This window comes from Lysobacter terrae, from assembly GCF_054782215.1.
In genome coordinates this window covers 1-23,457 of sequence record NZ_BAAGSX010000013.1, presented here as the reverse complement: position 1 = coordinate 23,457, position 23,457 = coordinate 1, and the positions used below count along the sequence as shown (strand labels likewise).

Annotated in this window: 15 protein-coding genes and 1 pseudogene; 12 read left to right on the top strand and 4 right to left on the bottom strand. The window is 66.6% G+C overall.

Going from position 1 to position 23,457, the window contains the following annotated elements; genetic code table 11:
* Positions 1-94 precede the first annotated feature (94 nt).
* Together ACYVJ8_RS17615 and ACYVJ8_RS17610 are read left to right on the top strand one after the other, a co-directional pair.
* Positions 95-4,522: an RHS repeat-associated core domain-containing protein gene (locus tag ACYVJ8_RS17615; protein WP_460714872.1), complete on the top strand. Its 4,428-nt coding sequence runs from the start codon at positions 95-97 to the stop codon at positions 4,520-4,522.
* A complete protein-coding gene (locus tag ACYVJ8_RS17610; RefSeq protein ID WP_460714870.1) occupies positions 4,519-4,917 on the top strand; it encodes a hypothetical protein in 399 nt (132 codons plus the stop codon). The genes ACYVJ8_RS17615 and ACYVJ8_RS17610 overlap by 4 nt, the downstream gene beginning before the upstream one ends.
* A 440-nt stretch (positions 4,918-5,357) precedes the next feature.
* Here the strand turns inward: ACYVJ8_RS17610 and ACYVJ8_RS17605 are convergent, their stop codons facing one another.
* Complete coding sequence (locus ACYVJ8_RS17605; RefSeq protein WP_460714868.1) at positions 5,358-7,469, bottom strand: glycosyltransferase; 2,112 nt, start codon at positions 7,467-7,469, stop codon at positions 5,358-5,360.
* A gap of 170 nt (positions 7,470-7,639) precedes the next feature.
* Here ACYVJ8_RS17605 and mrcB point away from each other — a divergent pair, with 170 nt between their 5' ends.
* From mrcB to ACYVJ8_RS17580, 5 genes are read left to right on the top strand one after another with little or no spacing between them, the layout of a single operon-like run.
* Positions 7,640-10,027, top strand: coding sequence for a penicillin-binding protein 1B (mrcB, locus tag ACYVJ8_RS17600; RefSeq protein ID WP_460714866.1), 2,388 nt, complete (start codon positions 7,640-7,642; stop codon positions 10,025-10,027).
* The gene (locus ACYVJ8_RS17595) at positions 10,024-10,602 is read left to right on the top strand and encodes a hypothetical protein (protein WP_460714864.1); all 579 of its coding nucleotides are present in this window, start codon (positions 10,024-10,026) and stop codon (positions 10,600-10,602) included. Before mrcB ends, ACYVJ8_RS17595 begins: the two co-directional genes overlap by 4 nt.
* 13 nt (positions 10,603-10,615) lie before the next feature.
* Positions 10,616-12,631 (top strand): ATP-dependent DNA helicase, encoded by a 2,016-nt coding sequence (locus ACYVJ8_RS17590; protein ID WP_460714862.1) that lies wholly within the window; start codon positions 10,616-10,618, stop codon positions 12,629-12,631.
* Positions 12,632-12,677: 46 nt separating this feature from the next.
* Positions 12,678-13,373 (top strand): tRNA (adenosine(37)-N6)-threonylcarbamoyltransferase complex dimerization subunit type 1 TsaB, encoded by a 696-nt coding sequence (tsaB, locus tag ACYVJ8_RS17585; protein ID WP_460714860.1) that lies wholly within the window; start codon positions 12,678-12,680, stop codon positions 13,371-13,373.
* 4 nt (positions 13,374-13,377) lie between these two features.
* Complete coding sequence (locus tag ACYVJ8_RS17580) at positions 13,378-14,502, top strand: hypothetical protein (protein WP_460714858.1); 1,125 nt, start codon at positions 13,378-13,380, stop codon at positions 14,500-14,502.
* 24 nt (positions 14,503-14,526) lie between these two features.
* Here ACYVJ8_RS17580 and ACYVJ8_RS17575 read toward each other — a convergent pair whose 3' ends face one another.
* Both ACYVJ8_RS17575 and gshB read right to left on the bottom strand, forming a co-directional pair.
* Positions 14,527-15,420, bottom strand: a complete 894-nt coding sequence (locus ACYVJ8_RS17575; protein ID WP_460714856.1) for an energy transducer TonB — start codon at positions 15,418-15,420, stop codon at positions 14,527-14,529.
* 10 nt (positions 15,421-15,430) lie between these two features.
* Complete coding sequence (gshB, locus tag ACYVJ8_RS17570) at positions 15,431-16,393, bottom strand: glutathione synthase (protein ID WP_460714854.1); 963 nt, start codon at positions 16,391-16,393, stop codon at positions 15,431-15,433.
* 250 nt (positions 16,394-16,643) lie between these two features.
* Between gshB and pilG the strand changes: the two genes are divergently transcribed.
* From pilG to ACYVJ8_RS17545, 5 genes and pseudogenes are all read left to right on the top strand, one after another.
* Positions 16,644-17,039, top strand: a complete 396-nt coding sequence (pilG, locus tag ACYVJ8_RS17565; protein ID WP_460714852.1) for a twitching motility response regulator PilG — start codon at positions 16,644-16,646, stop codon at positions 17,037-17,039.
* Between the two features lie 18 nt (positions 17,040-17,057).
* Entirely contained in the window at positions 17,058-17,423 is a 366-nt protein-coding gene (locus ACYVJ8_RS17560) for a response regulator transcription factor (protein ID WP_460714850.1), read from the top strand.
* A 12-nt stretch (positions 17,424-17,435) separates the two neighbouring features.
* The gene (locus ACYVJ8_RS17555) at positions 17,436-17,999 is read left to right on the top strand and encodes a chemotaxis protein CheW (RefSeq protein WP_460714848.1); all 564 of its coding nucleotides are present in this window, start codon (positions 17,436-17,438) and stop codon (positions 17,997-17,999) included.
* Positions 18,000-18,050: 51 nt separating this feature from the next.
* Complete coding sequence (locus ACYVJ8_RS17550; RefSeq protein ID WP_460714846.1) at positions 18,051-20,063, top strand: methyl-accepting chemotaxis protein; 2,013 nt, start codon at positions 18,051-18,053, stop codon at positions 20,061-20,063.
* 112 nt (positions 20,064-20,175) lie between these two features.
* Positions 20,176-22,866 (top strand): annotated as a pseudogene (locus ACYVJ8_RS17545) (Hpt domain-containing protein); the annotation flags it as partial.
* A gap of 289 nt (positions 22,867-23,155) precedes the next feature.
* On the opposite strand, the gene ACYVJ8_RS17540 reads toward ACYVJ8_RS17545, so the two are convergent.
* A partial coding sequence (locus ACYVJ8_RS17540; RefSeq protein WP_460714901.1) for a pentapeptide repeat-containing protein occupies positions 23,156-23,457 on the bottom strand: 302 nt, incomplete at its 5' end.

Sequence of the window (23,457 nt, the reverse complement as noted above, 5' to 3'; positions counted from 1 at the left end):
ATTCTGCAACCACTTGTTCGTAAACAAGCGCGTTACGTGACATCGCACAAGTGTTAACACGCTCCGTAACGGATTAAATCAAGGAGCAGTCGGCATGAGCGCTTTCGTTGCAGCACGGGGTCGTGGCCACAGGAAAGGCGTTGGGAGTCGGCGGTTGTGCTCACTCGCTCTCGCGATAGCGGCGCTTTACCTGGCGCCTGATGCGCAGGCGGCGGATTTCACTTGTCCCGACGGGAGTACGGTCCAGATCATTCAAAATCTCGCTGGGCAAACCATTTCAGCCAGTAACACCGCCTGCTATTGGGCTTGGTTTAACAGCCGCAATCCAACGGATCTTGGCGCGGTGAACGTCAAAGGAACGCGGCCGCCTTCAACGCCAGTTACTAATCCATGGTTGTTCGTGAACAATCCGGGCGTGGGCACCACGTCGCCCACCACCAGCGGCGGCGGTGGTGGCACGAGCGCGCCGACCGGGCGCAATCCCAGCCCGCGCGGACCGTGCAAGGGCAATCCGATCTATCCGGCCACCGGCAACAAGATCGAAGCCGAAGTGGACTTCGTCTCCGCTGGCGAACGAGCGCTGTCGATCTCGCGCACGTACAACCACTACTGGGAAGGCGTGGGATTGTTCGGCGGTCGCTGGATCAGCAACCTCGACTACAAACTCAGTTTCGGCACGGCGGCGGTCAACGCCTGTTACCCGCGTCCGGGCGGCGGTACATGCGGGATTGGCACGAACACCATCATCTATGCGCATCGTCCGGACACGCGCACGGTGAAGTTCGTCAAGGCGGCCGATGGCAGCTTCTACGAAGACAAGCCCAGCCCAATCGCGAAGATCGTGAAGCAGGCCGATGGCCGGTTCATTCTGTACGGCGAAGAAAATGATACGGAGGTGTATTCGTCCGCCGGCTACGTGGCCTCGGTGACGAACGAACAAGGGATCGGGTGGACGTTCGGCTACAGCGCCAGCGCGCCCACCTATCCCATCCGGGTGACCCACACTTCGGGGCGTTACATCGAGTTCACCTGGAGCAACGGCCAACTGACCGCAGTGCGGGATCCGGCGGGCAATGCGTACGGCTATGCCTACACGGCCAACGCATTAGGCACTGGCATCCATCGTCTGGCGGCCAGTTCGCAGCCGGGTACGCCTGCCACCACGATCGCCTACCACTACGAGACGGCCGACCCCACCGCCTTGACCGGCAAGTCCTTCAATGGCGTGCGCTATTCCACCTTCACTTACGATGCCAACGGGTACGCCACGAGTAGCGCGCACAGTGGCCAGGAGAAGTACAGCTTCGTTTACACCGCGGGGACCGACGGCACGCTGACCGTCAAGGAGACCAATCCACTGAGCAAGGTGACCACCCGGGTGTTCAAGAACGGTCAGCCGACCTCGATTACCGGCGCGGCCAGCACCTACTGCCCGGCTAGCTATTCTTTGACCGAGTACGACACCAGCGGCAGTCCTGCCATGACGTCAGACTTCAACAACAACAAGACCGCTTACACCTACAACACCAAGGGGCAGCTCACCCAGACGATCGAGGCCTACGGCACCTCTCAGGCCCGCACCACGCAGAACGTATGGGACAGCACGCGCAACCGCCTGCTCAGCGTCACCGTGGTCGGCCAGCAACGCTCGGAGTACACGTACACGGCCGACAACCGCGTGGCGACCATCAAAGTGGTCAACCTCAGCGCCAATGGCGTGGCCAATCAGGCGCGGACCACGACGTACACCTACACCAAACATCCCAACGGCATGCTCGCCAGTACTACCGTGGATGGGCCGCTGCCCGGGTCGGGCGACGCGGTCGTGACGAACTACAGTGCCGTGGGCGAACTGCTGTCGGTCACCAATGGCCTGGGCCATGCGGTCATCTACAGCAGCCACAACGGCCTGGGCCAGGCCGGCCGGGTCACGGGTGTCAATGGAGAGATCGCTGACACGACCTACGATGCACGTGGTCGCGTGGTCAAAGTACGCACCTATCCCGATGGCGCCACCGCAGCCGACACCGCGATCGCCTATGCCATCAACGGCACGGTGGCGTCGGTCACCACGCCCGATGGCGTCACCACGAACTACCAATACGACGCCAGCCTGCGCCTGACCCAGCAGTCACGCAGCATCACCGGCGTGCTCTCCGGTGGTGGCAACCAAGAACAGCGGCGTTTCAGCTATAACGCAGCCAGCGATCCGCTCCAGGTGCAGGAATGGGCGGTGGAGGGGCATTGGGATTGGAAACCGGGTCCCTGCCTGCAGCCCGGACCTAACGGCGCGTGCTATGAGCCCGGCGATCCGGTCGAGGTTTGGGTGGAGTCTCCCGTCCTCAAGCACTCGACCTTTGTCGACTATGACGAGTTGATGCGATTGCGGGCGCGCCGCGGCAACGGCGGTCAGAACGTGCGTTACGGGTACGATGCCAACGGCAACGTCACGACCATCACCGACTCGTTGGGCCGGGTCACGACGCTCACCTATGACGCGCTCGATCGCGTGGTCGCCTCAACCGATCCGTTGAGTGGCGTCACCTGGTTCGAATACGACGCCGCCGATCGTCTCACCAAGGTCACGGATCCGCGCGGCAACATCACAGCGTATGCCTACGATGGCTTCGGCCAGCGCTGGGCGCAGACCAGTCCGGATACGGGAACAACAAGCTTCCAGTACGACGCCAGTGGACTGCTCGCAACGCTGACCCGCGCGGATGGCATACAGACCACCTACAGCTACGATGCAGCCGGCCGCGTGACCACAATCACCGCCGGGGGGCAGAGCGTGACCTACGGGTACGACACCTGCACTAACGGCAAGGGCCGACTGTGCAGCGCGGCCGCACCGGACAGCGTGATCCAATACCAGTATGAGACGGATGGGCGCTTGCGCACGCAGCGCGATCTGACCATCGCCAACGGCGTGCAGTCGGACTACTGGACTTGGTACTACTACGACGCCGTCGGTCGCCTCAGCGCCATGACCTACCCGAACGGCGTCGCCGTCGGCTACGGCTACGTCGCCAACCGACTCAAGACCATGACGGTCAATATCGGCGGCACGGTTACACAGGTGGTCAGTAATACGCTCTATCGGCCGTTCGGCCCCGCGACCGAAATGACCTACGGCAACGGCCTGCAACGCTGGATGCTGCGCGACCTCGACGATCGGCTGACGACCTTGGCCGTCAAGAACGGCACGGCCACGGTCCAGGGACTGGACTACACGTTCAATGCGAATGACGAGATCACCCAGATCGCCAACGCCAGCGACAGTACCTACAGCCGCAGTTTTACCTACGACGCCCTATCGAGGTTAGCCAGTAACACCACCCTGGGCGGCACCGTCCTCACCACCACGGATAGCTTCGACGGTACCGGCAACCGGACCGGACGGACCCAAACCGGCGCCAATGCGTTGCAGTACCTCTACAGCGGCAGCGGCGCGCAACTCACGGCGGTTAGCGGCGCCGAGACCCGCAGCTTCACCTACAACGCCACCGGCAACACGACCGGTGAAAGCGGCAGCAATGGGACGCGCGGCTACGGTTACGATCCATTCCAGCGGATGCAAAGCTCGACCGTGAATGGCGTAACCAGCCGCTACGGCTACAACGCGTATAACGAACGGGTATCGAAAGCCGCCAGTCACGGCCTGTACCGCTACATCAACGGGCCCGGCAGCCGTCTACTCAGCGAGCACCGCGACAACAATGACCTGTGGACGAACTACCTGTGGTTCAACGGCGAACTGGTCGGCCTGGTGCGCAGCAATCAGGTCACCTTCCTGCACAACGATCAGTTGGGACGCCCGGAAGTGGGCACCAACAGCGCTAAAGCGATCGTGTGGCGGGCGTCCCTCTATCCCTACAACCGTGGAGTGCTCGTCGACGCGATCGGCGGCCTGAATGTCGGCTTTCCCGGTCAGTACTACGATCAGGAGACCGGGCTTTGGTACAACGTGCAGCGCTACTACGACGCCAGCACGGGGCGTTATCTGCAGTCGGACCCGGTGGGGCTGGCTGGTGGACTGAACACCTATGCGTATGTCGGAGGGAGTCCAATCTCTAACGTGGATTCGCTTGGGCTGGAATCTTGGCAGTATTCAAACGGCATAACACCGAATGCGACCGGGTCGATGACGCCGTGCCAAGGGGCTGCAACAACCAGCTATGTGATGGGTTTTGTGCCAGGAGTAGGCTGGCTCATAGCGATGGCAAACGATGAGGTCACTGCAGGACAGTTTGCCGAGGCAACCGCATCAACGGGCGAATATGCAGCCGAAACGTGGGCTGCATCGGAGAATGCAAAAGATAGGAGTTCGCTGATTGAGGCAATTCGAAGAAACCCAAACTCGCGGCAGGTGACTCGGATACAAAGTGCGATGGCGAGCAGAACAGTGCCGATGCATTTTATGAGGGCCTTCGGGAAGGGATTGGGTGTGGCAGGGGCAATAGTGGGGACTGGCGACTACATACAGCAGATGAAGAAATGCGGCTGTGAGGAAAGAAAATGACTAACGGAGAAGTTCGGAGCTCCTGTTTTCTTGGATCGCTTGCTGTTGCGCTTGCGTCGGCTTCGGTATGGGCGCTAGTGATTTCATCGTTGGTAGCTACATGGCTAATATTTGCCGTGTCTCTCGTAGCTGCGCTTTTTGTTTGGCGTCAAAAAAATGTCGGGTTGATACCCGGCAATGAGATAAGTGCCGACAAAATTCGGACTTGGCAGATATTTGTCTGTGCTTGTATAGCTTTATATTTTTTTGCCATGGTCGCTGTTGGCGTGTTGCTTCTAAAAAATGGAGTGACGGTACCGATGAAAATTACGTCGACATCACTGCTACTTGGCCTGTATGTGCTTGTGGCAGCGGTTACGCTTGCGATTCGCTCTAGGACCGAAGGGTTAGGCTAATTTTTCACGCCCGAAACCACGACAAGCTGCAATAGCGCTATGAATAATCGAAGTAGTAGACGAAGGGATCAGAGGCTTGCGCAGGCCGAGATCATGCGGCGAGTGTCGTTCGAGCGACGATCTTTGCTCTTGGTAAGAAAACAGAAGTTGGCCGAAACGCGGCGTACAGCAATTTCCGTTGAGCGAAAGACAGGTTTTTGGTGTTGGCTGGAGCGACTAGCGGCGGCGTTATCCGGACCCTTAGGAAAATTGCTTTATGACAATCTGACGCTTCCGAAGAAGCCCCGTTAGGGACTGTCAATGGTCAGCGACACCCTGTGCCGCCCGTTCGGTTCCGAGATTTCCGCCCGGTTGGGCGCGTCAGGCCATAGCGGTCAAGGCCGCCACGCCTGCAATTCCGCGACTAAGTTGGCGGGTAATCGAGTCGGGCGCGGCTTGCCCTAGCCCAGCAACACGCGCCGCACCACGTCGCGGGCGGCATCCAGCGAGAAATGGCGTTCGACGTTGCGCAGGCCGTTGGCGGACAGCGTCTGCCACAGCGCCGCGTCCTCGTACGTGCGGACCACTGCGTCGGCGAAGCCGGCGGCGTCGTCCGCTACCAACACGTCTTCGCCGGTGCGCAGATGCATGCCTTCCACAGCGCAGGACGTGGCTACGACCGGCTGCCCGTGCGCCATGCTCAGGTTGACCTTGCCTTTCACCCCGGCGCCGTAGCGCAACGGCGCGACGGCGACGCGGGCGCCGTCCATGTACGGCGCGATCTCGGGCACATGCCCATGCACGACGACGCCCGGCTGTGCCGCCAGTGCGGCGATGTCGTCGGGTACGTCGCCGCCGATGCAATGGAAGCGCACGTCGGGCAGACGTTCGCGAACGAGGGGGAAAACGGCCGTGGCGAACCAGCGCACGGCATCGACGTTGGGCGGGTGGCGGAAGCCGCCGACGAAGACCAGGTCATGGCGCTGTTCGAACGCCAGCCCGGGACCCGCCACGCGGTGCAGATTGGAGAGCACCTCGACCTTCGCGCCCGGCGCGTCCTGCGCCAGCAGTTCGCGCTCGATTGCGCTCACCACCAAGGTAGCGTCGCTGCGTGCGATCACGTCCAGTTCGAGTTCGCGCGTGCGTTCGGCCGCACGCAGCTGCGCGGCGTCGCCCGCGACTTCGGCGCCTCGCCGTTCGCGCAGGTAATGCAGGTCGATGCTGTCGAAGACGATCCGCGCCCGCGGCGCGTGCTGGCGCAGCGCGGGCAGGAATTCGCGCGCCACGTAATGGCGACAGACCACTGCCGTGTCGAAGCGGTGGCCGTGCTTGCGCAACCACGCCGGTGCGTTGTCGACGTGCGGCGCATGCCAGACTTCGATGCCGAGTTGCTGCAGGGCTTCGGTGTAGTCCGGGTCGTAGGCGCGGTCGGCGGGAAGAAACACGACGTGCGCGCTTTCTTCCCGTAGCAGTCGGAACAGATTGACCAGGCGCAGCGAGCCCGAGTCGCGGTCGGGCCGCGGCGTGGCTTCGTCGATGACCAGGACGGTGCGGCGGCGGGCACGCATCGCCGCGACGTCGAGTGCGATGTCAGGCGTGGGATAAGCCGCGAGTACGTTCTGCCATTTCTCGCGGAAGACGCCGCGATTACGCACCTGGTAGGCCTTGGTGCCGCTGCCGGTGTCGGTGCCGGCGGTGACGCCTTCCATGTGCACCACGCGCGAGGCGGGCTGGTAAAGCGCGCCGTACCCGGCCGCGCGGACCGCGAACGCCAGATCCGTGTCTTCGTAATAGGCCGGTGCGTAGCGCGTATCGAAGCCGCCAAGGCGCTGGAACAGTTCGCGTGGCATCGCGATCGCCGCGCCCGAGCAGTAATCGGCTTCGCGCACGAAGGCATGGCGCGGATCGTCCGGTGACTCGAAGCGTCCGTAATTCGCCGCGCTGCCATCCGCGAACACCACGCCGCCAGCTTCCTGCAGACGGCCGTCCGGATAGATCAACTGCGCGCCCGCCAGCCCGCACTGCGGTTGCTCGTCGAACGTGCGCAGCAGGGCGTCGAGCCAGCCCGGCTGCGGCACGGTGTCGTTGTTGAGAAAGACCACATAGTCGCCCTGCGCGAGCGCGGCGCCGTCGTTGCAGGCGGCAATGAAGCCGCCGTTACTGGCGCGGCGGTGGTAGCGGAGGCCCTTGATCTGGCGCAGCGAGGCTTCGGTCGCGTCGGACGAGCCGTCGTCGACGACGATCACTTCGCACGCGGCCTGCGGCGGATGCGAGGCCAATCCGCGCAGGCACGCCAGCGTGTAGGCGAACTGGTTGTAGACGGGGATGACGATGCTGGCTCGCGGCGCGCTGGCCGGGTCGCCACGCAACGCGGCCAGCGAGAAAGGCGAGAACGGGGCAGCCTCGGGCAGGTAGAGCGCACGCACGCTGGCCATGGGCGCGCGGCGCAGGTGCTTCTGCACGCGCTGCCAGGACGCGCGCACGCCGCGGGTGCGCAGGCTGGCGATCCCGCGCCGCACCAGTCCCGCGCTTCGATTGAACAGGAACCGTAGCTCGGTCCAGCGTATGGCCATGGGGTCGTTCCACTCCTTCAGGGCAGCCTGTCCGGCGCGTGAACGGTTTTGGGCGTAGGACGCCCCAAGTGAACCCTGCACGAGAAACCGGGACTGCCGGCGCGCGGAGCCGCGAGCGGCCTGCGCTAGACTCGCCCAACTCGGGCTCGGCCCACCTATTCTGGCATCCAGTGGCGATCGATTACGACGAAGACGAAGGCAGCGGACAGGAGCGGGGCAGCGAAACCGGGCAGTGGAAGCGGCGGCTGGTCACCTGGACTCTGGCGGCGATCGGCCTCGGCCTGGGCTTTCTCATTCCTTACACGCTGTATCTCAATCACCAGGTCACCGAACGCTTCGGCCGCCTGAAGTGGCAGATCCCGACCCGCGTCTATGCGCGTCCGCTGGAGCTGCGGCCGGGCCTGGCGCTGGATACGCGCACGCTCAAGACCGAACTGGACGCGGCCGGCTATCACGAAGGCGACGGCAGCCGCGAAGGCAGCTACGCCCAGAGCGCCGGTCACTGGAAGATCTCCAGCCGCGGCTTCAACGATGTCGACGGCGCCGTGCCGGCGCGGCGGATCGACGTTGCGATTTCCGGCAGCCACGTCGCCAGCGTGCGCGATGTCGCCAGCAAGGGTTCGCTCAAGGTCGCGCGCCTGGATCCGGCGCGCATCGCCACGCTCTACGGCCAGGCGCAGGAGGAACGCCGCCTGGTGCGGATCGAGGAAGTGCCCGAACTCCTCGTCACCGGCCTGCAGGCGGTCGAGGACCGCGACTTCAACCATCACATCGGCATCGACTTCACCGGCATGCTGCGCGCGGCGTTCAAGACCGCGACGGGGCGCAAGCAGGGTGCGAGCACGCTGACCCAGCAGCTCGCGCGCAGCGGCCTGCTCGGCATCGGCAAGGAGCAGACCTGGACCCGCAAGGGCAAGGAAATCCTCTACGCCCTGATCATCGACGCGCGCTATGAAAAGCGCGACATCCTCGAGGCCTATCTCAACCAGGTCTACATGGGGCAGCGCGGTTCGCAGGCGATCCATGGCGTGGCCGCGGCGTCGGAATTCTGGTTCGGGCGCGACCTGCGCGACCTCAATACCGAACAGATCGCCTTGCTCGTGGGCATCGTGCGCGGTCCGTCGTGGTACGACCCGCGGCGCAATCCCGAGCGCGCGCTGGAACGCCGCAATTTCGCCCTCGGCGAATTCCGCGAAACCAACCTGATCGACGAGAAGGAATACCAGCGCGCGCTGAAGGCACCCCTGGGAGTGACGCCGGAAGCGGGCACGATGGCGCCGAACCGCTTCCCGGCCTATGTCGATCTCGTGCGCCGGCAGCTCGCGCGCGACTATCCGGCCGACCAGCTCGCCGGTGCGGGCTTGAGCGTGATGACCGGCATGTCGCCGTCGGCGCAGGCCTTCGCCGAGGGCGCGGTGACGCGCACGCTGAAGAGCCTGGACAGCAATCGCCGCCCGCCGCTGCAGGCGGGCCTGGTCGTCACTGACGTGCACAACGGCCTGGTAGTCGCCGTCGTCGGCAGCCGCGAACACACCGAGCATGGCTTCAACCGTGCGGTGGAAGCGCAGCGTCCGGTCGGTTCGCTGCTCAAGCCTTTCGTCTACCTGCTCGCGCTGGCGACGCCGGACCGCTACTCGCTGGCCAGTTGGGTCGACGACTCGCCGGTCACGGTGGACCTGGGCCGCGGCAAGCAGTGGAGCCCCGGCAATTCCGACGGCCGCAGCCACGGCAGCGTGCGCCTGATCGACGCGCTATCGATGTCGTACAACCAGGCCACGGTCCGCATCGGCATGAAGGTCGCGCCCGAACGCATCGCCGACCTGATCCACACGCTCGCCGGCATCCAGGCCGAACCGCGCCCGTCGCTGATCCTCGGCGCGGTCGACCAAAGCCCGTATGCGATGGCGCAGCTGTACCAGTTCCTCGCCAGCGGCGGGCAGATCCAGCCGCTGCATGCGGTGCGCGGCGTGCTTGGCGCCAACGGCCGCGCGCTCAAGCGCTACGACACCACGCCCGCACCCGCGCAGGAAGGCGACGCGATCGCCGCGCGCCTGATCACCATCGCCGGACAACACACGGTCACCAGCGGCACTGCGGCGCCCCTGGTCCGCGACGGCCTGGGCCGCCTCAACGCCGCCGGCAAGACCGGCACGAGCAACGACGGCCGCGACAGCTGGTTCGCCGGATGGACCGGCGATCACCTCGCGGTGATCTGGGTCGGCAACGATCAGAACAAGGAAACCGGCCTGTACGGCGCGACCGGCGCGATGCGCGTGTGGTCGGCGATGTTCTCGCGTCTGCCCAGCGCACCGTTGCAGGTGGGCGACAAGGGCATCGACTGGCAGTGGGTGATCGACAGCAATACGACCGATGCCGATTGCCCGGGCGCACGCCGAATGGCCTTCGTCGCCGGCTTCGCGCCGCAGTACGCACCGTGTCCGATGCAGCAGCCGGCCGCGGAAGAAGAAGGCGGCGGTTGGCGCGAATGGTTCGGCCTGGGCCGCGACAAGGACGAACCCGAACAGCGCGAGGCGCCGCCTCCGCCCGATCAGCAATGAGCCCGACGATCCGCAACAGCATCGCGATGGGCGTGAGCGCGCTGTGGCTCGGCGCCTGCGCGACGTCGGCGCCCGAACCCGCGGCGCCCGCTTACGACGCCGTGGCCATCGTGCAGGCCATCCGCGCCGCAGGTGCCGCAAACGCAACCGAGCTCGACGTGCAGCCGCTACGCGATCCGCAGGTGGAAGACCTGCGCCAGCAGGCCGAACAGCTCGAAGCCAAACGCATGTACCGCAGCGCAGCCGAACTGCTCGACCGCGCGCTGGCCCTCAACGCCAGCGATCCGGCGCTGCTGCAGGAGCGCGCCGAGCTCGCCTTCCTGCTGCACGAACCGGCGCAGGCGCAGCAACACGCGAAGCAGGCGGTCGAGCTGGGTTCGACCACCGGACCGCTCTGCCGCCGTCACTGGGAAACGCAATTGCAGGCAGCCCTGCTGCGCGCCAACGATCGCCTGATCCGTCGCGGCGAAAGCGAAGCCCAGGCCACCGCGCGCGTACAGGCGGCCGCGACGGAAGTGCGTGAGGCACGCGTCAAGCGCGAAGCCTGCACCGTCGCTGCACCCAATCGATTCTGATGGCGAGTTCCCGATGACGAGTCGCCTGGCCGAAGCCAGCCGCGCCGCGTTGAGCGAAGGCGGTGAACTCGCGTCGAAGATCGATGCGTTCGCGCCGCGCGCGGCGCAGCAGGATCTGTCCGCGGCGATCGCGGATGCGTTCGAAACGCGTGGCACGCTGATCGCCGAAGCCGGCACGGGCACCGGCAAGACCTTCGCTTATCTGGTTCCGGCCTTGCTGTCGGGGCTGAAGACGATCATCTCCACCGGCACGCGCGCGCTGCAGGACCAGCTCTACCACCGCGACCTGCCGCGCGTGCGCGATGCGCTGGGCCGCGGCCTGAAGACGGCGCTGCTCAAGGGCCGCGCGAACTATCTATGCCTGTACCGCCTGAATCAGGCCAAGGGCGAGCCGCGCTTCGCCAACCGCGAACAGATCGCGCAGTTCCAGCGCATCGTCGCGTGGAGCGGGCGCACGCGCATGGGCGATCTGTCCGAGGTCGAAGCGCTGCCCGAGGATTCGCCGCTGCTGCCGATGGTGACCTCGACCGCCGACAACTGCCTCGGCAGCGAGTGTCCGCTCTTCGCCGACTGCTTCGTCGTGCAGGCGCGCCAGCGCGCGCAGGCCGCGGACATCGTGGTCGTGAATCACCATCTGTTGCTGGCCGATCTTGCGCTCAAGCAGGAAGGCTTCGGCGAAATCCTGCCGGGCGCGCAGGCCTTCGTCGTCGACGAGGCGCATCAGTTGCCCGACCTGGCGGCGCAGTTCTTCGGCGAGTCGCTGAGCGCGCGGCCGCTGGTGGAACTCGCGCGCGATGCCATCGCCGAATGCAAGGACGTATCCGGTTCGCTCGCGGCCGTGCAGGGGCCGGCGCGCGAACTCGAACACACGGTGCGCGCGTTGCGCGCCGCGATGGACGAACTGCCGGTGCGTGGCACCCGTCGGCGCGTGGCGGAGTCGTTAGCGGCCGAGCAGGCGTTCGATGCGTTCGATGCGGCGCTGGATCACCTGCGCGCGACCCTGGAGCCGCTGCGCGAATCCGCGCCCGGTTTCGACAGCTGCGCGGCGCGCGCGCAGGAATTCCTGTCGCGGCTGCGCCGGTGGCGCGGCGAAGCGCCGGCACCTGGCGATAGCGATGACGAGGAAGTTCCGTTCGATGCGTTCGCGGATGCGGACGATGATGCCGCGCCCGCTAAAGCGGAAGAAGACAGCGGCGTGCACTGGTTCGAACTCACCGCGCGCGGCTTCCGCCTCAGCCGCACGCCGCTCGACGTGGCCGGGCCGCTGGCCCAGCACCGCGAGCGCTCGATGGCGGCCTGGGTGTTCACCTCGGCGACGCTGGCGGTCGGCGGCCGCTTCGATCACTACGCCGCCAAGCTCGGCCTGCACGAGCCGCGCACGCTGCTGGCGCCCAGCCCCTTCGACTGGCCGGAACAGGCGTTGTGCTACTTGCCGACCGGGCTGCCCGATCCGAGCGTGCGCCACTACAGCGATAGCCTGATCGACAAGCTGCGCCCCGTGCTCGAAGCGTCGAAGGGCCGCGCCTTTCTGCTCTTCGCCTCGCATCGCGCGCTGCGCGAAGCGGCGGAGCTGCTGCGCGGCGGGCCGTGGCCCCTGTTCGTGCAAGGCGAAGCGCCCCGCCCGGTGTTGCTGGAACGCTTCCGCGCCTCGGGCAACGGCGTGCTGCTGGGCGCGGCGAGTTTCCGCGAAGGCGTCGACGTCGCCGGCGAGGCGCTGAGCGTCGTGATCATCGACAAGCTGCCGTTCGCTGCGCCTGACGATCCGGTCTTCGAAGCGCGGCTGGAGGCGATCCGCCGCAATGGCGGCAATCCCTTTCGCGACGAACAGCTGCCGCAGGCAGTGATCGCGTTGAAGCAGGGCGCCGGCCGCCTGATCCGCACCGAGAGCGATCGCGGCGTGCTGGTGCTGTGCGACCCGCGGATCAGTTCGAAGACCTACGGCAAGGTGTTCCTGGATTCGCTGCCGCCGTTGCCGAGGACGCGCAGGATCGAGGATGTGGCGGCGTTTTTTGCGGTGGAACCGTCGTAGAGGCGTTAGGCTTTCCGCGCCCCCGCTTTCCCGTTCCCCATTGCCGATGAAACTCCTCGCCATCGAAACCGCCACCGAAGCCTGTTCCGTCGCCCTGTGGCTCGACGGCGAGGTGCGCGAACGCTTCGAGATCGCGCCGCGGCGCCATGCCGAGCTGACGCTGCCCTGGGCCGAGCAGTTGCTGGAACAGGCCGGGGTGAAAAAGTCGCAGCTCGATGCCATCGCGATCGGCCGCGGCCCTGGCGCGTTCACCGGCGTACGTCTGGCCGTGGCGATCGGGCAGGGCATGGCGCTCGCGCTCGATCGGCCGATGGTGCCGGTTTCGACCCTGGCCGCGCTGGCCTTGCAGGCGCCCGGTCCGCGCGTGCTCGCGGCGATCGATGCGCGCATGGGCGAGGTCTATGCGGCGGCATTCGAACTGCGCGATGGCGATGCGATCGCGCTCGATGCCGAGCGCGTGCTGCCGCCGAATGCGGTGGTTCTGCCCGAGGCGACAGGCTGGCACGGCGTCGGCACCGGCTTCGCCGCGCAGGACGGTGCGCTTGCTGCGCGCGCACGTGCGCATTTCGCCGCCATCGATGCCGCCGCGCTTCCGCATGCGGCCGACGTCGCCCGCCTGGCCGCGCTGGCCTACGCCCGCGGCGAAGCGGTGGCCCCGGAGTTCGCCGAACCGGCGTATTTGCGCGACAACGTCGCCCTCACCATTGCCGAGCAGCAGGCCCTGCGCGATGCCAACAAGTAAGCGCTTGCTTCGCTCCCTTTGGATTCTCGCCTGCCTGGCGGCGGGCGTTCCCATCGCCGCGACGCAGGCCGCCGAGCAGGTGTGGCGCGGCACGGTCGGAACCGCGGCGGTAGTGGTGGAACTCGATCCCCAGGCCGAGCCGGCGAGCGGTCGCTATTTCTATACGCGCTATCTGCGCGACATCCGGCTAGAGAACGCGGAGTCCGGCAAAGCGCTGCGCCTGCATGAGGCGACCGCGGGCGAGGCAAAGACCGCCGAATGGGCGCTCGACACTTCGACCGCCGGCGAACTGCGGGGCGAATGGATCGGTGCCGATGGCCATCGCCTGCCGATCCGGCTCACGCGTTTCGACGCGGCCAAGGAGCGCGATCCGGAACGGGAAAAGTTGCTGCACGACAGTCCCTACGAATACCTGCGCAGCGCGAAATTGCGGCTCGATCCCGGCGGGGTAGAGACGGTCGGCAATTACCGCCTGCAATGGTTCGAAGAACCGCACACTCAGGTTTCGCTGTTCAAGGTCGAGTCCGGCTACCCCGACGCGGTGCGCCAGCGCATCAACCGCGTGCTGCGCGAGCGGCACTGGCAGCAGATCAGCGATGCCATGGGCTGCGTGGCGGAGAGCAACGGCGACTACGAGGCGACGACCACGTTGCGTCGGATCGACGCCACGATCCTCAGTGTCAGTGTGTTCGCGAGCTACTACTGCGGCGGGGCGCATCCGGATTACGGCGACAGTCCGATCAATATTGACCCGCGCACCGGCCGCGAGCTCGTTCTGGAGGATGTGCTCTGGCTGGGCAAGGGCACGCCGCCGCGCTTCAACGGGCCCACCGAAGACGCCTTCTTCAAGTACCGCAGCGAGACGCTGGCGCCGTGGCTCGCAAGCATGATGGCCAAGCGCCATCCGAATGAGGTCGAAGAAGCGGATTGCGACTACACCGATCCGGAGGTCTGGAAGTACGTGTCCTGGTACGTCCGCGACGATGGGCTCTATCTCGGTCCCAGCTTCGCGCGCGCCGCGCGAAACTGCGAATACCCGGAGTGGTCGGTGTTGCCCTGGAAGGACATCGCGCGGCATCCGGGGCGGGTGCGAGTCGGCCCCGCTGCGCCCAAACCCTCCGGCAAATAATCGCGCCGACTTTGCGGGCGCGCCTCAATCGTCGATCAGTTCCCCGCCCGGCATGAACAGCCAGGTCCGGGTGACGTGCAGGATGTCCGGGTTTTCCTCGGTCTTGGGCAGCGGCGCATAAGGCTCGGCCAGCTTGGCGATGCGCAGAGCCGAGGAGTCCAGGAGGGGAATGCCGCTGGACTGGATCACCTGCGCGCGTTCCACCGTGCCGTTGCGGCGGATCGCGATGGTGATGACGACCTTGCCGGCCAGGTGGCGGCGGCGCGCTTCGTCCGGGTAGTTGAGATTGCCCACGCGCTCCACGCGCTTGACCCATTCGCTCAGGTAGGTCGCCCAGGCGTATTCGGTGGTGCTGGCGGACACGAACTTGCGCTTGGGCCGCTTGGCGTATTGCTCAGAGCGCAGGTGGATCTCCGCCGCCAGTCGGGCCATGGCGATGTCGCGGGCGATCTTCTCGCGGCCGCGCGGCAGCAGCTGCTCGTCGGGCGGCGGGGTGGCCTGGGCCTTGGCGATTTCGGTTTCGCTGTGCAGGGTGCTGATCACGCGATCCTGCGGCGCCGGCTGCGGCGCGGGCGACTGAGCGCGCAGCGGGCGCGGGGCGATCCCCGGTTCCGGCTGCGGGGCCAGGCCGGATTGGGTTTCGCGTGGGCGGGTGGTCTTCTCGTGCTCGCCGCCGCCCTGGTTGGTCGCCTGGGCGAGGAAGTCGGCCTGCTTCCGGGTGAGCGGCGAGGTCGTCTCGGTCAGGATCACGTCCAGGGTCGGCATGACCGGCGCCGCGCTTTCCACCGCCCAGCCCACGCCGAGCAGGAGCATGGCGTGGACCAGCACCGACAGCACCATGGTGGCGCTGATGCGGCGGTTTTCACCCAGCGCGTATTCGCCGGGGTGGGGCGGGACGCGGGCGGCGACGGTGCTCATGCGGACAGGTTCACGCGGACAGTTTCTGTTCGATGCAGTCGAACAGCAGGCCGGCGATGTTCAAGCCGAACTGGGCGTCGATCTCCCGGATGCAGGTGGGGCTGGTGACGTTGACCTCGGTGAGATAGTCGCCGATGACGTCCAGACCGACGAAGATCATGCCGCGGCGGCGAAGTTCCGGACCGACCTGGGCGGCGATCCAGCGGTCGCGCTCGCTCAGCGGCTGGCCGAGGCCCTTGCCGCCGGCGGCGAGGTTGCCGCGGAATTCGTCGCCCTGGGGGATCCGGGCCAGGCAGTAGTCCACCGGCTCGCCGTCGATCAGCAGGATCCGCTTGTCGCCCTCCGTGATCTCCGGCAGGTAGCGCTGTGCCATCGCCAGCTCGCGGCCACCGGCGGTGAGGGTTTCCAGGATCACGTTGGTGTTCGGATCGCCGGCGCGGACCCGGAAGATCGAGCGCCCACCCATGCCGTCCAAGGGCTTGAGCACCACGTCGCCGTGTTCGGCCACGAAGGCCTTGAGTACGGCGGCCTCGCGGCTCACCACCGTCGCCGGGACGCATTGCGGGAATTCCAGCGCGGCCAGCTTCTCGTTCATATCGCGCAGGCCCTGGGGGTCGTTGACCACCAGGGCCCCGGCGCGCTGCGCCAGGCCCAGGATATGGGTGTCGTTGAGATAGGCGGTGTCGACCGGCGGGTCCTTGCGCATCAGCACGACCTGGCCGGGCCCGAAGGTCCAGCGGGTCCAGTCGCCCAGCGTGTACCAGCCGGCCGGGTCGTCCTTCACGGACAGCGGCGCGACCGTTGCCTGCGCCTGCCCGCCGGCCACCGCCAGCCCGCCCGGACGGACGTACCAGAGCTGGTGCCCGCGGCGCTGCCCTTCCAGCAGCATGGCGAAGGTGGAGTCCTTGGCGATCTTGATGGACCCGATCGGATCCATCACCACTACGATGTCGATACCCGGATGCGAGGGCATGGTGCCTTTGCTGAGGTGGCTGGCGTGAAAAAAGCTGCGCGCGATGGTAGCAGGCGGGGTCGGAGCCACGCCGGCCCATGCCGCAAAACGTCACGTTCCTGCCGTGCAAGTGCAAACCGGGTCGCGATTGTGCAAGCCCGCACATTCAGAAAGGGGGGGATGTGCAGCGTCGCTTGACAGTCCGCGCTATGCTTGAAATAAAGGCACTTCGCGACGTGCGGGGCTCGCCGTGGCACAGGGGATTGAAAGCATGCAAGAGGGTCGCAACGGCAACCTCGAAGGTCTGAAGGTCATGGTGATCGACGACTCCAAGACCATTCGAAGGACCGCCGAGACGCTGCTCAAGCGCGAAGGCTGCGATGTGGTGACCGCGACCGACGGCTTCGAGGCCCTGGCCAAGATCGCCGACCAGCAGCCGCAAATCATCTTCGTGGACATCATGATGCCGCGTCTGGATGGCTACCAGACCTGCGCGTTGATCAAGAACAACCAATTGTTCAAGAACACGCCGGTGATCATGTTGTCTTCCAAGGACGGCCTGTTCGACAAGGCCCGCGGCCGCATCGTGGGCTCCGAGCAGTATCTGACCAAGCCGTTCACGCGCGAGGAACTCCTCGACGCGATCCGTAATCATGTACACGCCTGACCGGGGGGTAGGGCATCAATGGCACGTATTCTGCTGATCGAGGATTCGCCGACCGACACCGCGGTCCTCACCCAGCTGCTGGAGCGTAACGGACATCAAGTCCTCACCTCCGTCAGCGCCGAAGACGGCATCGCCGCCGCGAAGCGCGAACTGCCCGACCTCGTCATCATGGACGTGGTCCTGCCGGGCATGAACGGCTTCCAGGCGACTCGCGCCCTGTCGCGCGACGCCGCGACCAGCGCCATCCCGGTGCTGATCGTGAGCACCAAGGACATGGACACCGACAAGGCCTGGGGCATGCGCCAGGGCGCGCGCGACTACATCGTCAAGCCGCCGCGCGAGGCCGAGCTCATCGCCCGGATCAACGCGGTCCTGGGCCACTAAGCAGGTCGCACAGTGAGCAGCACACCTTCCGCGCTCAGCCCGTTCGAGCTGCTGGCCGATTACGAGCGCCGCAGTCTCGAACACGTTGCCGGTTTGCCCGAGCAGCTGGATGCACCGGGCCTCTGGCGCGGCGTCGGCTATCGCGTCGGCTCCGTCCGACTCGCCTCGGGCTTCGACGAAGTCCGCGAAATCCTGCCGTTGCCGCCGATCACCCAGGTTCCCGGCGCGCAGCCGTGGATGCTGGGCGTGGCCAACGTGCGCGGCAATCTGCTGCCCATCGTCGACCTCAAGCAGTTCCTGGCCGGGGAGCGCACCGTGCTGCACGAAAGCCAGCGCGTGCTGCTGGTCCGCCAGCCCGGCGGCGACGTCGCCGTGCTGATCGACGAACTGTTCGGCCAGCGTAGCTTCAACGAATCGCAGAAGCTCGCCGAGCCGCAGGCCGACGAAGATCCGCGGTACCCGGGACGCTACATGCACTTCGTCGACCGCGCCTACCGCGTCGGCGAGCAGGACTGGGGCATCTTCAGCCTGGATCGGCTGGCTCGCACTCCCGAATTCCGTCAAGCCGCCGGCTGACGCCATCAAACAAGCAGCAACGCAAGCAGCAATCGCCAACGAGGTTGAACCATGAGCACTGTGATGAATCCCAAGGGCCGCGGCCTCGGCGTCAATACCTGGTTGACGATCCTCGGCGTTTCGGTGGTCATTTTCGGCCTCAACGCCGGTTACGCGACGTACAAGGGCTCGCGCCTGGCAGGTGCCAGCTCCTCGGCGGCGGCGCTGCAGGTGAACTCGCAGCGCCTCGCGGTGCAGGGCGCCGAGGCGGTGGGCGGCGACAAGGACGCGTTCTCCGCGTTCAAGGCGACCAAGGCGCAGATGGACGCCGACATGAAGCAGCTCAACGACCGCTTCGGCGGCGAGCTGGGCGTCTCCGGCGACATCGAAAAGGTGAGCAACACCTGGGACCTGGTGGGTAAGAACGCCGACCAGGTCATCGCCTCCGAAGCCTCGGTGACCGGCCTGGCGACCAAGGCCGACAGCTTCGCGGCCAAGGTGCCGCAGCTGCAGGCGCGCCTGGACGAACTGGTGCGCGCGATGTCCTCGAGCGGTTCGCCGGCCTCGCAGGTCTATCTCGCCCTGCGCCAGAACGTGCTGGCCGGCCAGATCGACAAGAACATCACCGCGATGCGCGCCGGCGGTACCGGCGCCTCGATCGCCGGCGACCAGCTGACCCGCACCGCCGCCGTGTTCGGCAACGTGCTGTCCGGCCTGCGCAAGGGCGACGCCGCGCTCGGCGTGACCCCGCTGACCAACGGCGGCGCGCTCGCCGCGCTGGGCCAGGCCGAAGCGCTGTGGACCGACATGAAGAAGGACCTGGACGCGATCGGCGCCGGTTCCAAGAGCCTGTTCACCGCGCAGGCCGCCGCCGGCACGATCACCAGCGAATCGGGCACGCTGCTGGGCCAGTCCGAGTCGCTGTTCCGCTCGCTCACCGCATTCGGTTCGGTGCGCAGCAAGAACCCGCTCGGCCACATCCTGATTTCGGTGCTGTCCGGTATCGCGGCGATCCTGGCGATCGTCGGCTTGCTGGTGTCGTTGAACCGCGCCCAGCAGAAGCGCTACCAGACCACCAAGGAACTCAACGACCGTAACCAGGAGGCGATCATGCGCCTGCTGGACGAAATGGGTTCGCTCGCGGAAGGCGACCTGACCGTGAAGGCGACCGTGACCGAGGACATGACCGGCGCGATCGCGGACTCGATCAACTTCGCCGTCGAACAGCTGCGCAGCCTGGTGCAGACGATTACCGACACCTCGGTGCAGGTGGCCTCCAGCGCGCAGGAAACGCAGGCGACCGCCATGCACCTGGCCGAAGCCGCCGAACACCAGGCGCAGGAAATCAGCTCCGCCTCCGACCGTATCAGCGAAATCGCGGCGAGCATCGACCAGGTCTCGAAGAACTCCGCCGAATCCGCGGACGTGGCGCAGCGCTCCGTGCAGATCGCGACCAAGGGCGCCGGCGTCGTGCGCCAGACGATCGCGGGCATGGACTCGATTCGCGACCAGATCCAGGAAACCTCGAAGCGAATCAAGCGACTGGGTGAGTCGTCGCAGGAAATCGGCTCGATCGTGGAACTGATCAACGACATCTCGGAACAGACCAACATCCTGGCGCTGAACGCGGCGATTCAGGCGGCCTCGGCCGGTGAAGCGGGCCGCGGCTTCGCGGTGGTGGCGGACGAAGTGCAGCGACTCGCCGAACGCGCCTCGAACGCGACCAAGCGAATCGAAACCCTGGTCCAGACCATTCAGTCCGACACCAACGAAGCGGTGTCGTCGATGGAACAGACGACCTCGGAAGTGGTCGCCGGTGCGCGCCTCGCCGAAGACGCGGGTACCGCGCTGGGCGAGATCGAAAAGGTGTCGTCCGACTTGTCCGGCCTCATTCAGGGCATCTCGACCGCGGCGAAGCAGCAGTCCAACGCCGCGTCGAACATCACCCAGACGATGAATACCATCCAGTCGATTACCGCGCAGACTTCGCAGGGTGCGAGCCAGACGGCGCAGTCGATTGGAAACCTGGCGCAGCTCGCGGCGGACCTGCGCCGCTCGGTCGCCGACTTCAAGCTGCCCGCCTGACCGACGCCGGACGGAAACGAAACGAGATGGACGGCCTGAAGGCAAACCGCTCCGCGCCTGCGTCCGCCCCTGAGGCGGGCGCTGCGGCCGCGCGTGCACACGGAGGCAACCGATGACCGTGTTGCGCGACGCGATCGATACCACCACGCTGGGTTGGGTCAAGCCCGAACTCGATGCCACGTTGCGCCTGGCGCGCGACGAAATCGAGGCATTTGCCGAGCACCCGGCGCAGGTCGCGCACATGAAGACCTGCGCGGCGCACATGCACCAGGTGCATGGCACTTTGCGCATGATCGAGCTGTACGCCCCGGCGATGGTCGCCGAGGAGATGGAACGGCTGGCGCTGTCGCTGCTGCGCGGCGAAGTCGCCGAACGCGACGACGCCTGCGCGGCGCTGATGCGCGGCGTGGTGCAGTTGCCTGACTATCTGGAGCGACTGCAGGGCGGCCATCGCGACATTCCCATCGTGCTGCTGCCGCTGCTCAACGAGCTGCGCGCGACGCGCGGTGAGACCGGGCTGAGCGAGAGCGTGCTGTTCTCGCCGGACCTCGATCGTCCGCTGCCGGAAAACCTGCCCGCCCCGGCGCCGTCCGCGCCGAAGCCGGCCCGCGATGAACTCATGACTCACCTGGGCGCGCTGCGCGATGCCCTGGCGACGTGGCCCGAAGACGGCGCGCCGGCGGATGCCGCCAAGCTCGCCCGGATCGTCGACGCGCTGCTCGCGCAGGTCGAGACCGAACCGCTGCGCCGCATGTTGTGGGTCGCCTCGTCGGTGGCCGGCGCCCTGCGCGACGGCGCGCTGTCGGCCAACCGCGGCGTGCGCCAGGCCTTTGCCGGCGTCGAACGCGAATCGCGGCAGTTGCTGGTCGAAGACACCTTCGCGTTCAGCGCGCCGCGTCCCGACGCCGCCGCCGAACCGACCCGCCAGCTGCTGTACCACGTGGCGCACAGCGAGAGCCAACACCCGGCCCTCAACAGCCTGCGCCAGACCTTCGACCTCGCCGGCCAAATGCCCAGCGAGGACGAACTCGAACACGCCCGCGGCAGCCTCAGCGGCCGCAACCGCGCGCTGCTCGACACCGTTTCGGCCGCGATCAAGGAAGACCTGCTGCGAGTCAAGGACGCGCTCGATCTGCACCTGCGCACGCGCCAGACCGACGTCAACGAACTGCAGCCGCAGGTCGATGCGCTGACCCGCGTCAGCGACACGCTCGGCATGATGGGCCTGGGCGTCGCGCGCAACGTGGTGATGCAGCAGCGCGACGCCATGCGCGAGATAGTCGCCGGTCGCCGCGCCGCCGACGAAGGCGCGCTGCTCGACGTCGCCGGCGCCCTGCTGTACGTGGATGCCTCGCTCGACGATCAGGTCGCGCGGCTGGGCCGTCCGGATTCGGCCGGTGAAGAAGATCTCCTCGCCGGCGAGCGCAACAAGGTCCTCGACGTCGTCGTGCGCGAAGCCATCGCCAACTTCGGCGATGCGCGCCAGTCGTTCGTGGCCTTCGTCGAAACCGGCTGGGAGCACGCCGAACTGGGCGAAGTCCCGCGCCTGCTCGACGAAGTCGGCGGTGCCCTGCGCATGCTCGAACAGCCGCAGCCCGCGGACTACCTGGTCGCGGTCAAGCGCTACGTCGAAGTCGAACTGCTGCATCGCAAGCGCGTACCGAACAGCCAGCAGCTGGACACCATGGCCGATGCCCTGGCCAGCCTGGAGTACTACCTGGAAGCCCTGCGCGACCAGCGTCCGGCGCGCGATGAAATCCTCGAGATCGCCCGCCACGCCCTGGAGCGCCTGCGTTACTGGCCGCTGCCGGCGATGGAAGAGACCGGTGCTGCCGAACCGACGGTCGCCGAAGCGCTGCAGCTGTCGCCCGAACTGGCCGACGCGCTGGACTTCGGCAAGATCGAGCCGTTCCGCGGCGTCACCCATGCTCCGGCGGCTCCGCCGGCCATGCCGACGCACACCATCGTCGATACGCCCGCCGCGCCGGTTGCCGAGCACGCGCACGCACCGGTGGCCGAGACCGCCGCCGCCGTCGCGGCCGGTGGTTTCGAGCGCAGCGACGATATCGACGACGAGATCCGCGAAGTCTTCCTGGAAGAATTGCAGGAAGAGATCGCCAACCTCGGCGAGCTGTTGCCGCCGTGGCGCGAGCATCCGGACGATGCCGAGCGCCTGCGTCCGATCCGCCGCGTCTTCCACACGCTCAAGGGCAGCGGCCGTCTGGTCGGCGCCAAGACCCTCGGCGAGTTCAGCTGGAAGGTCGAGAACATGCTCAACCGCGTGCTCGACGGCACGCGTCCGGCAAGTCCCGCCGTGGTCGCGCTGGTAGGCCAGGCCTACGACGCGCTGCCGCAGCTGCATGCCGCCCTGCGCGGCGAAGGCACCATCACCGCCGACCTGGCCGGCCTGGAAGCCGTGGCCGATCGTCTGGCCGCCGGCGAAGAAGCCTTCTTCACTCCGGTCGCCGCTCCCGCCCCCGTGGCGGAGCCGGTTGCCGAACCCGTTGTGGAGCTCGTCCCCGAACTCGCCGACGCCGCCGTCGTCTCCATCGACATGGGCGGTCTGCACGCCGAACCCGCGGAGCCGGCCGCCGAGCCCGCCGCCGCGACGGCGGAACCTGTCGTCATTGCCGGCGTGCCCGCGTCGGTCGATGCGGTGTTGCTGGAAATCCTGGCCGGCGAAGTCGGCGGCCATCTGGCCACGATCGAGAACTGGCTGGATGCAGCACGCGAAGCGCCGCTGCCGGCGACCGAAGCCCTGCAGCGCGCCGTGCACACGCTCAACGGTGCCTTCGCGATGACCGAAGTGCCCGTGATCACCGAGATCACCGGGCCGACCGAAACCTATATCAAGCGTCTGCTCGCTGTCGGTGGGCTGCCCACGGGCGAGGGCGTCGCCGCGATGGGCGACGTCGCCGCCGCCATCCAGGGCACCATGCAGGGCCTGCAATCGCCCGTGCCGCACGTGCCGCATTTCGAGGGCCTGGCCGCACGCATGCAGGCACTGCGCGACAGCCTGCCCGAGGCGCGCGCGTATCAGCTCGTCGAAGAAGAGAGCGCTGGCGCGCTGCCGGACTTCGACTTCAGCGAGTTCACCGATCTGGCGGCCGAAGTGGGCGCCGACGCCATGGCGGCTGCGCCTGCTGCTGCGGCTGCACCGGTCGTTTCGACCGCCTTCGCCTCGCTGGCTCTGGAGCCGCTTGAAGCCACAGCGCTCGATAGCGGAGCCGAGACGCAAGATCTCGAAGCCGAGCGTGCCGAAGCCGAACGCGTCGAAACCGAACGCCTCGAAGCCGAACGCCTCGAAGCCGAACGTCTCGAAGCCGAGCGCCTCGAAGCCGAACGCCTCGAAGCCGAACGCCTCGAAGCCGAACGTCTCGAAGCCGAGCGTCTC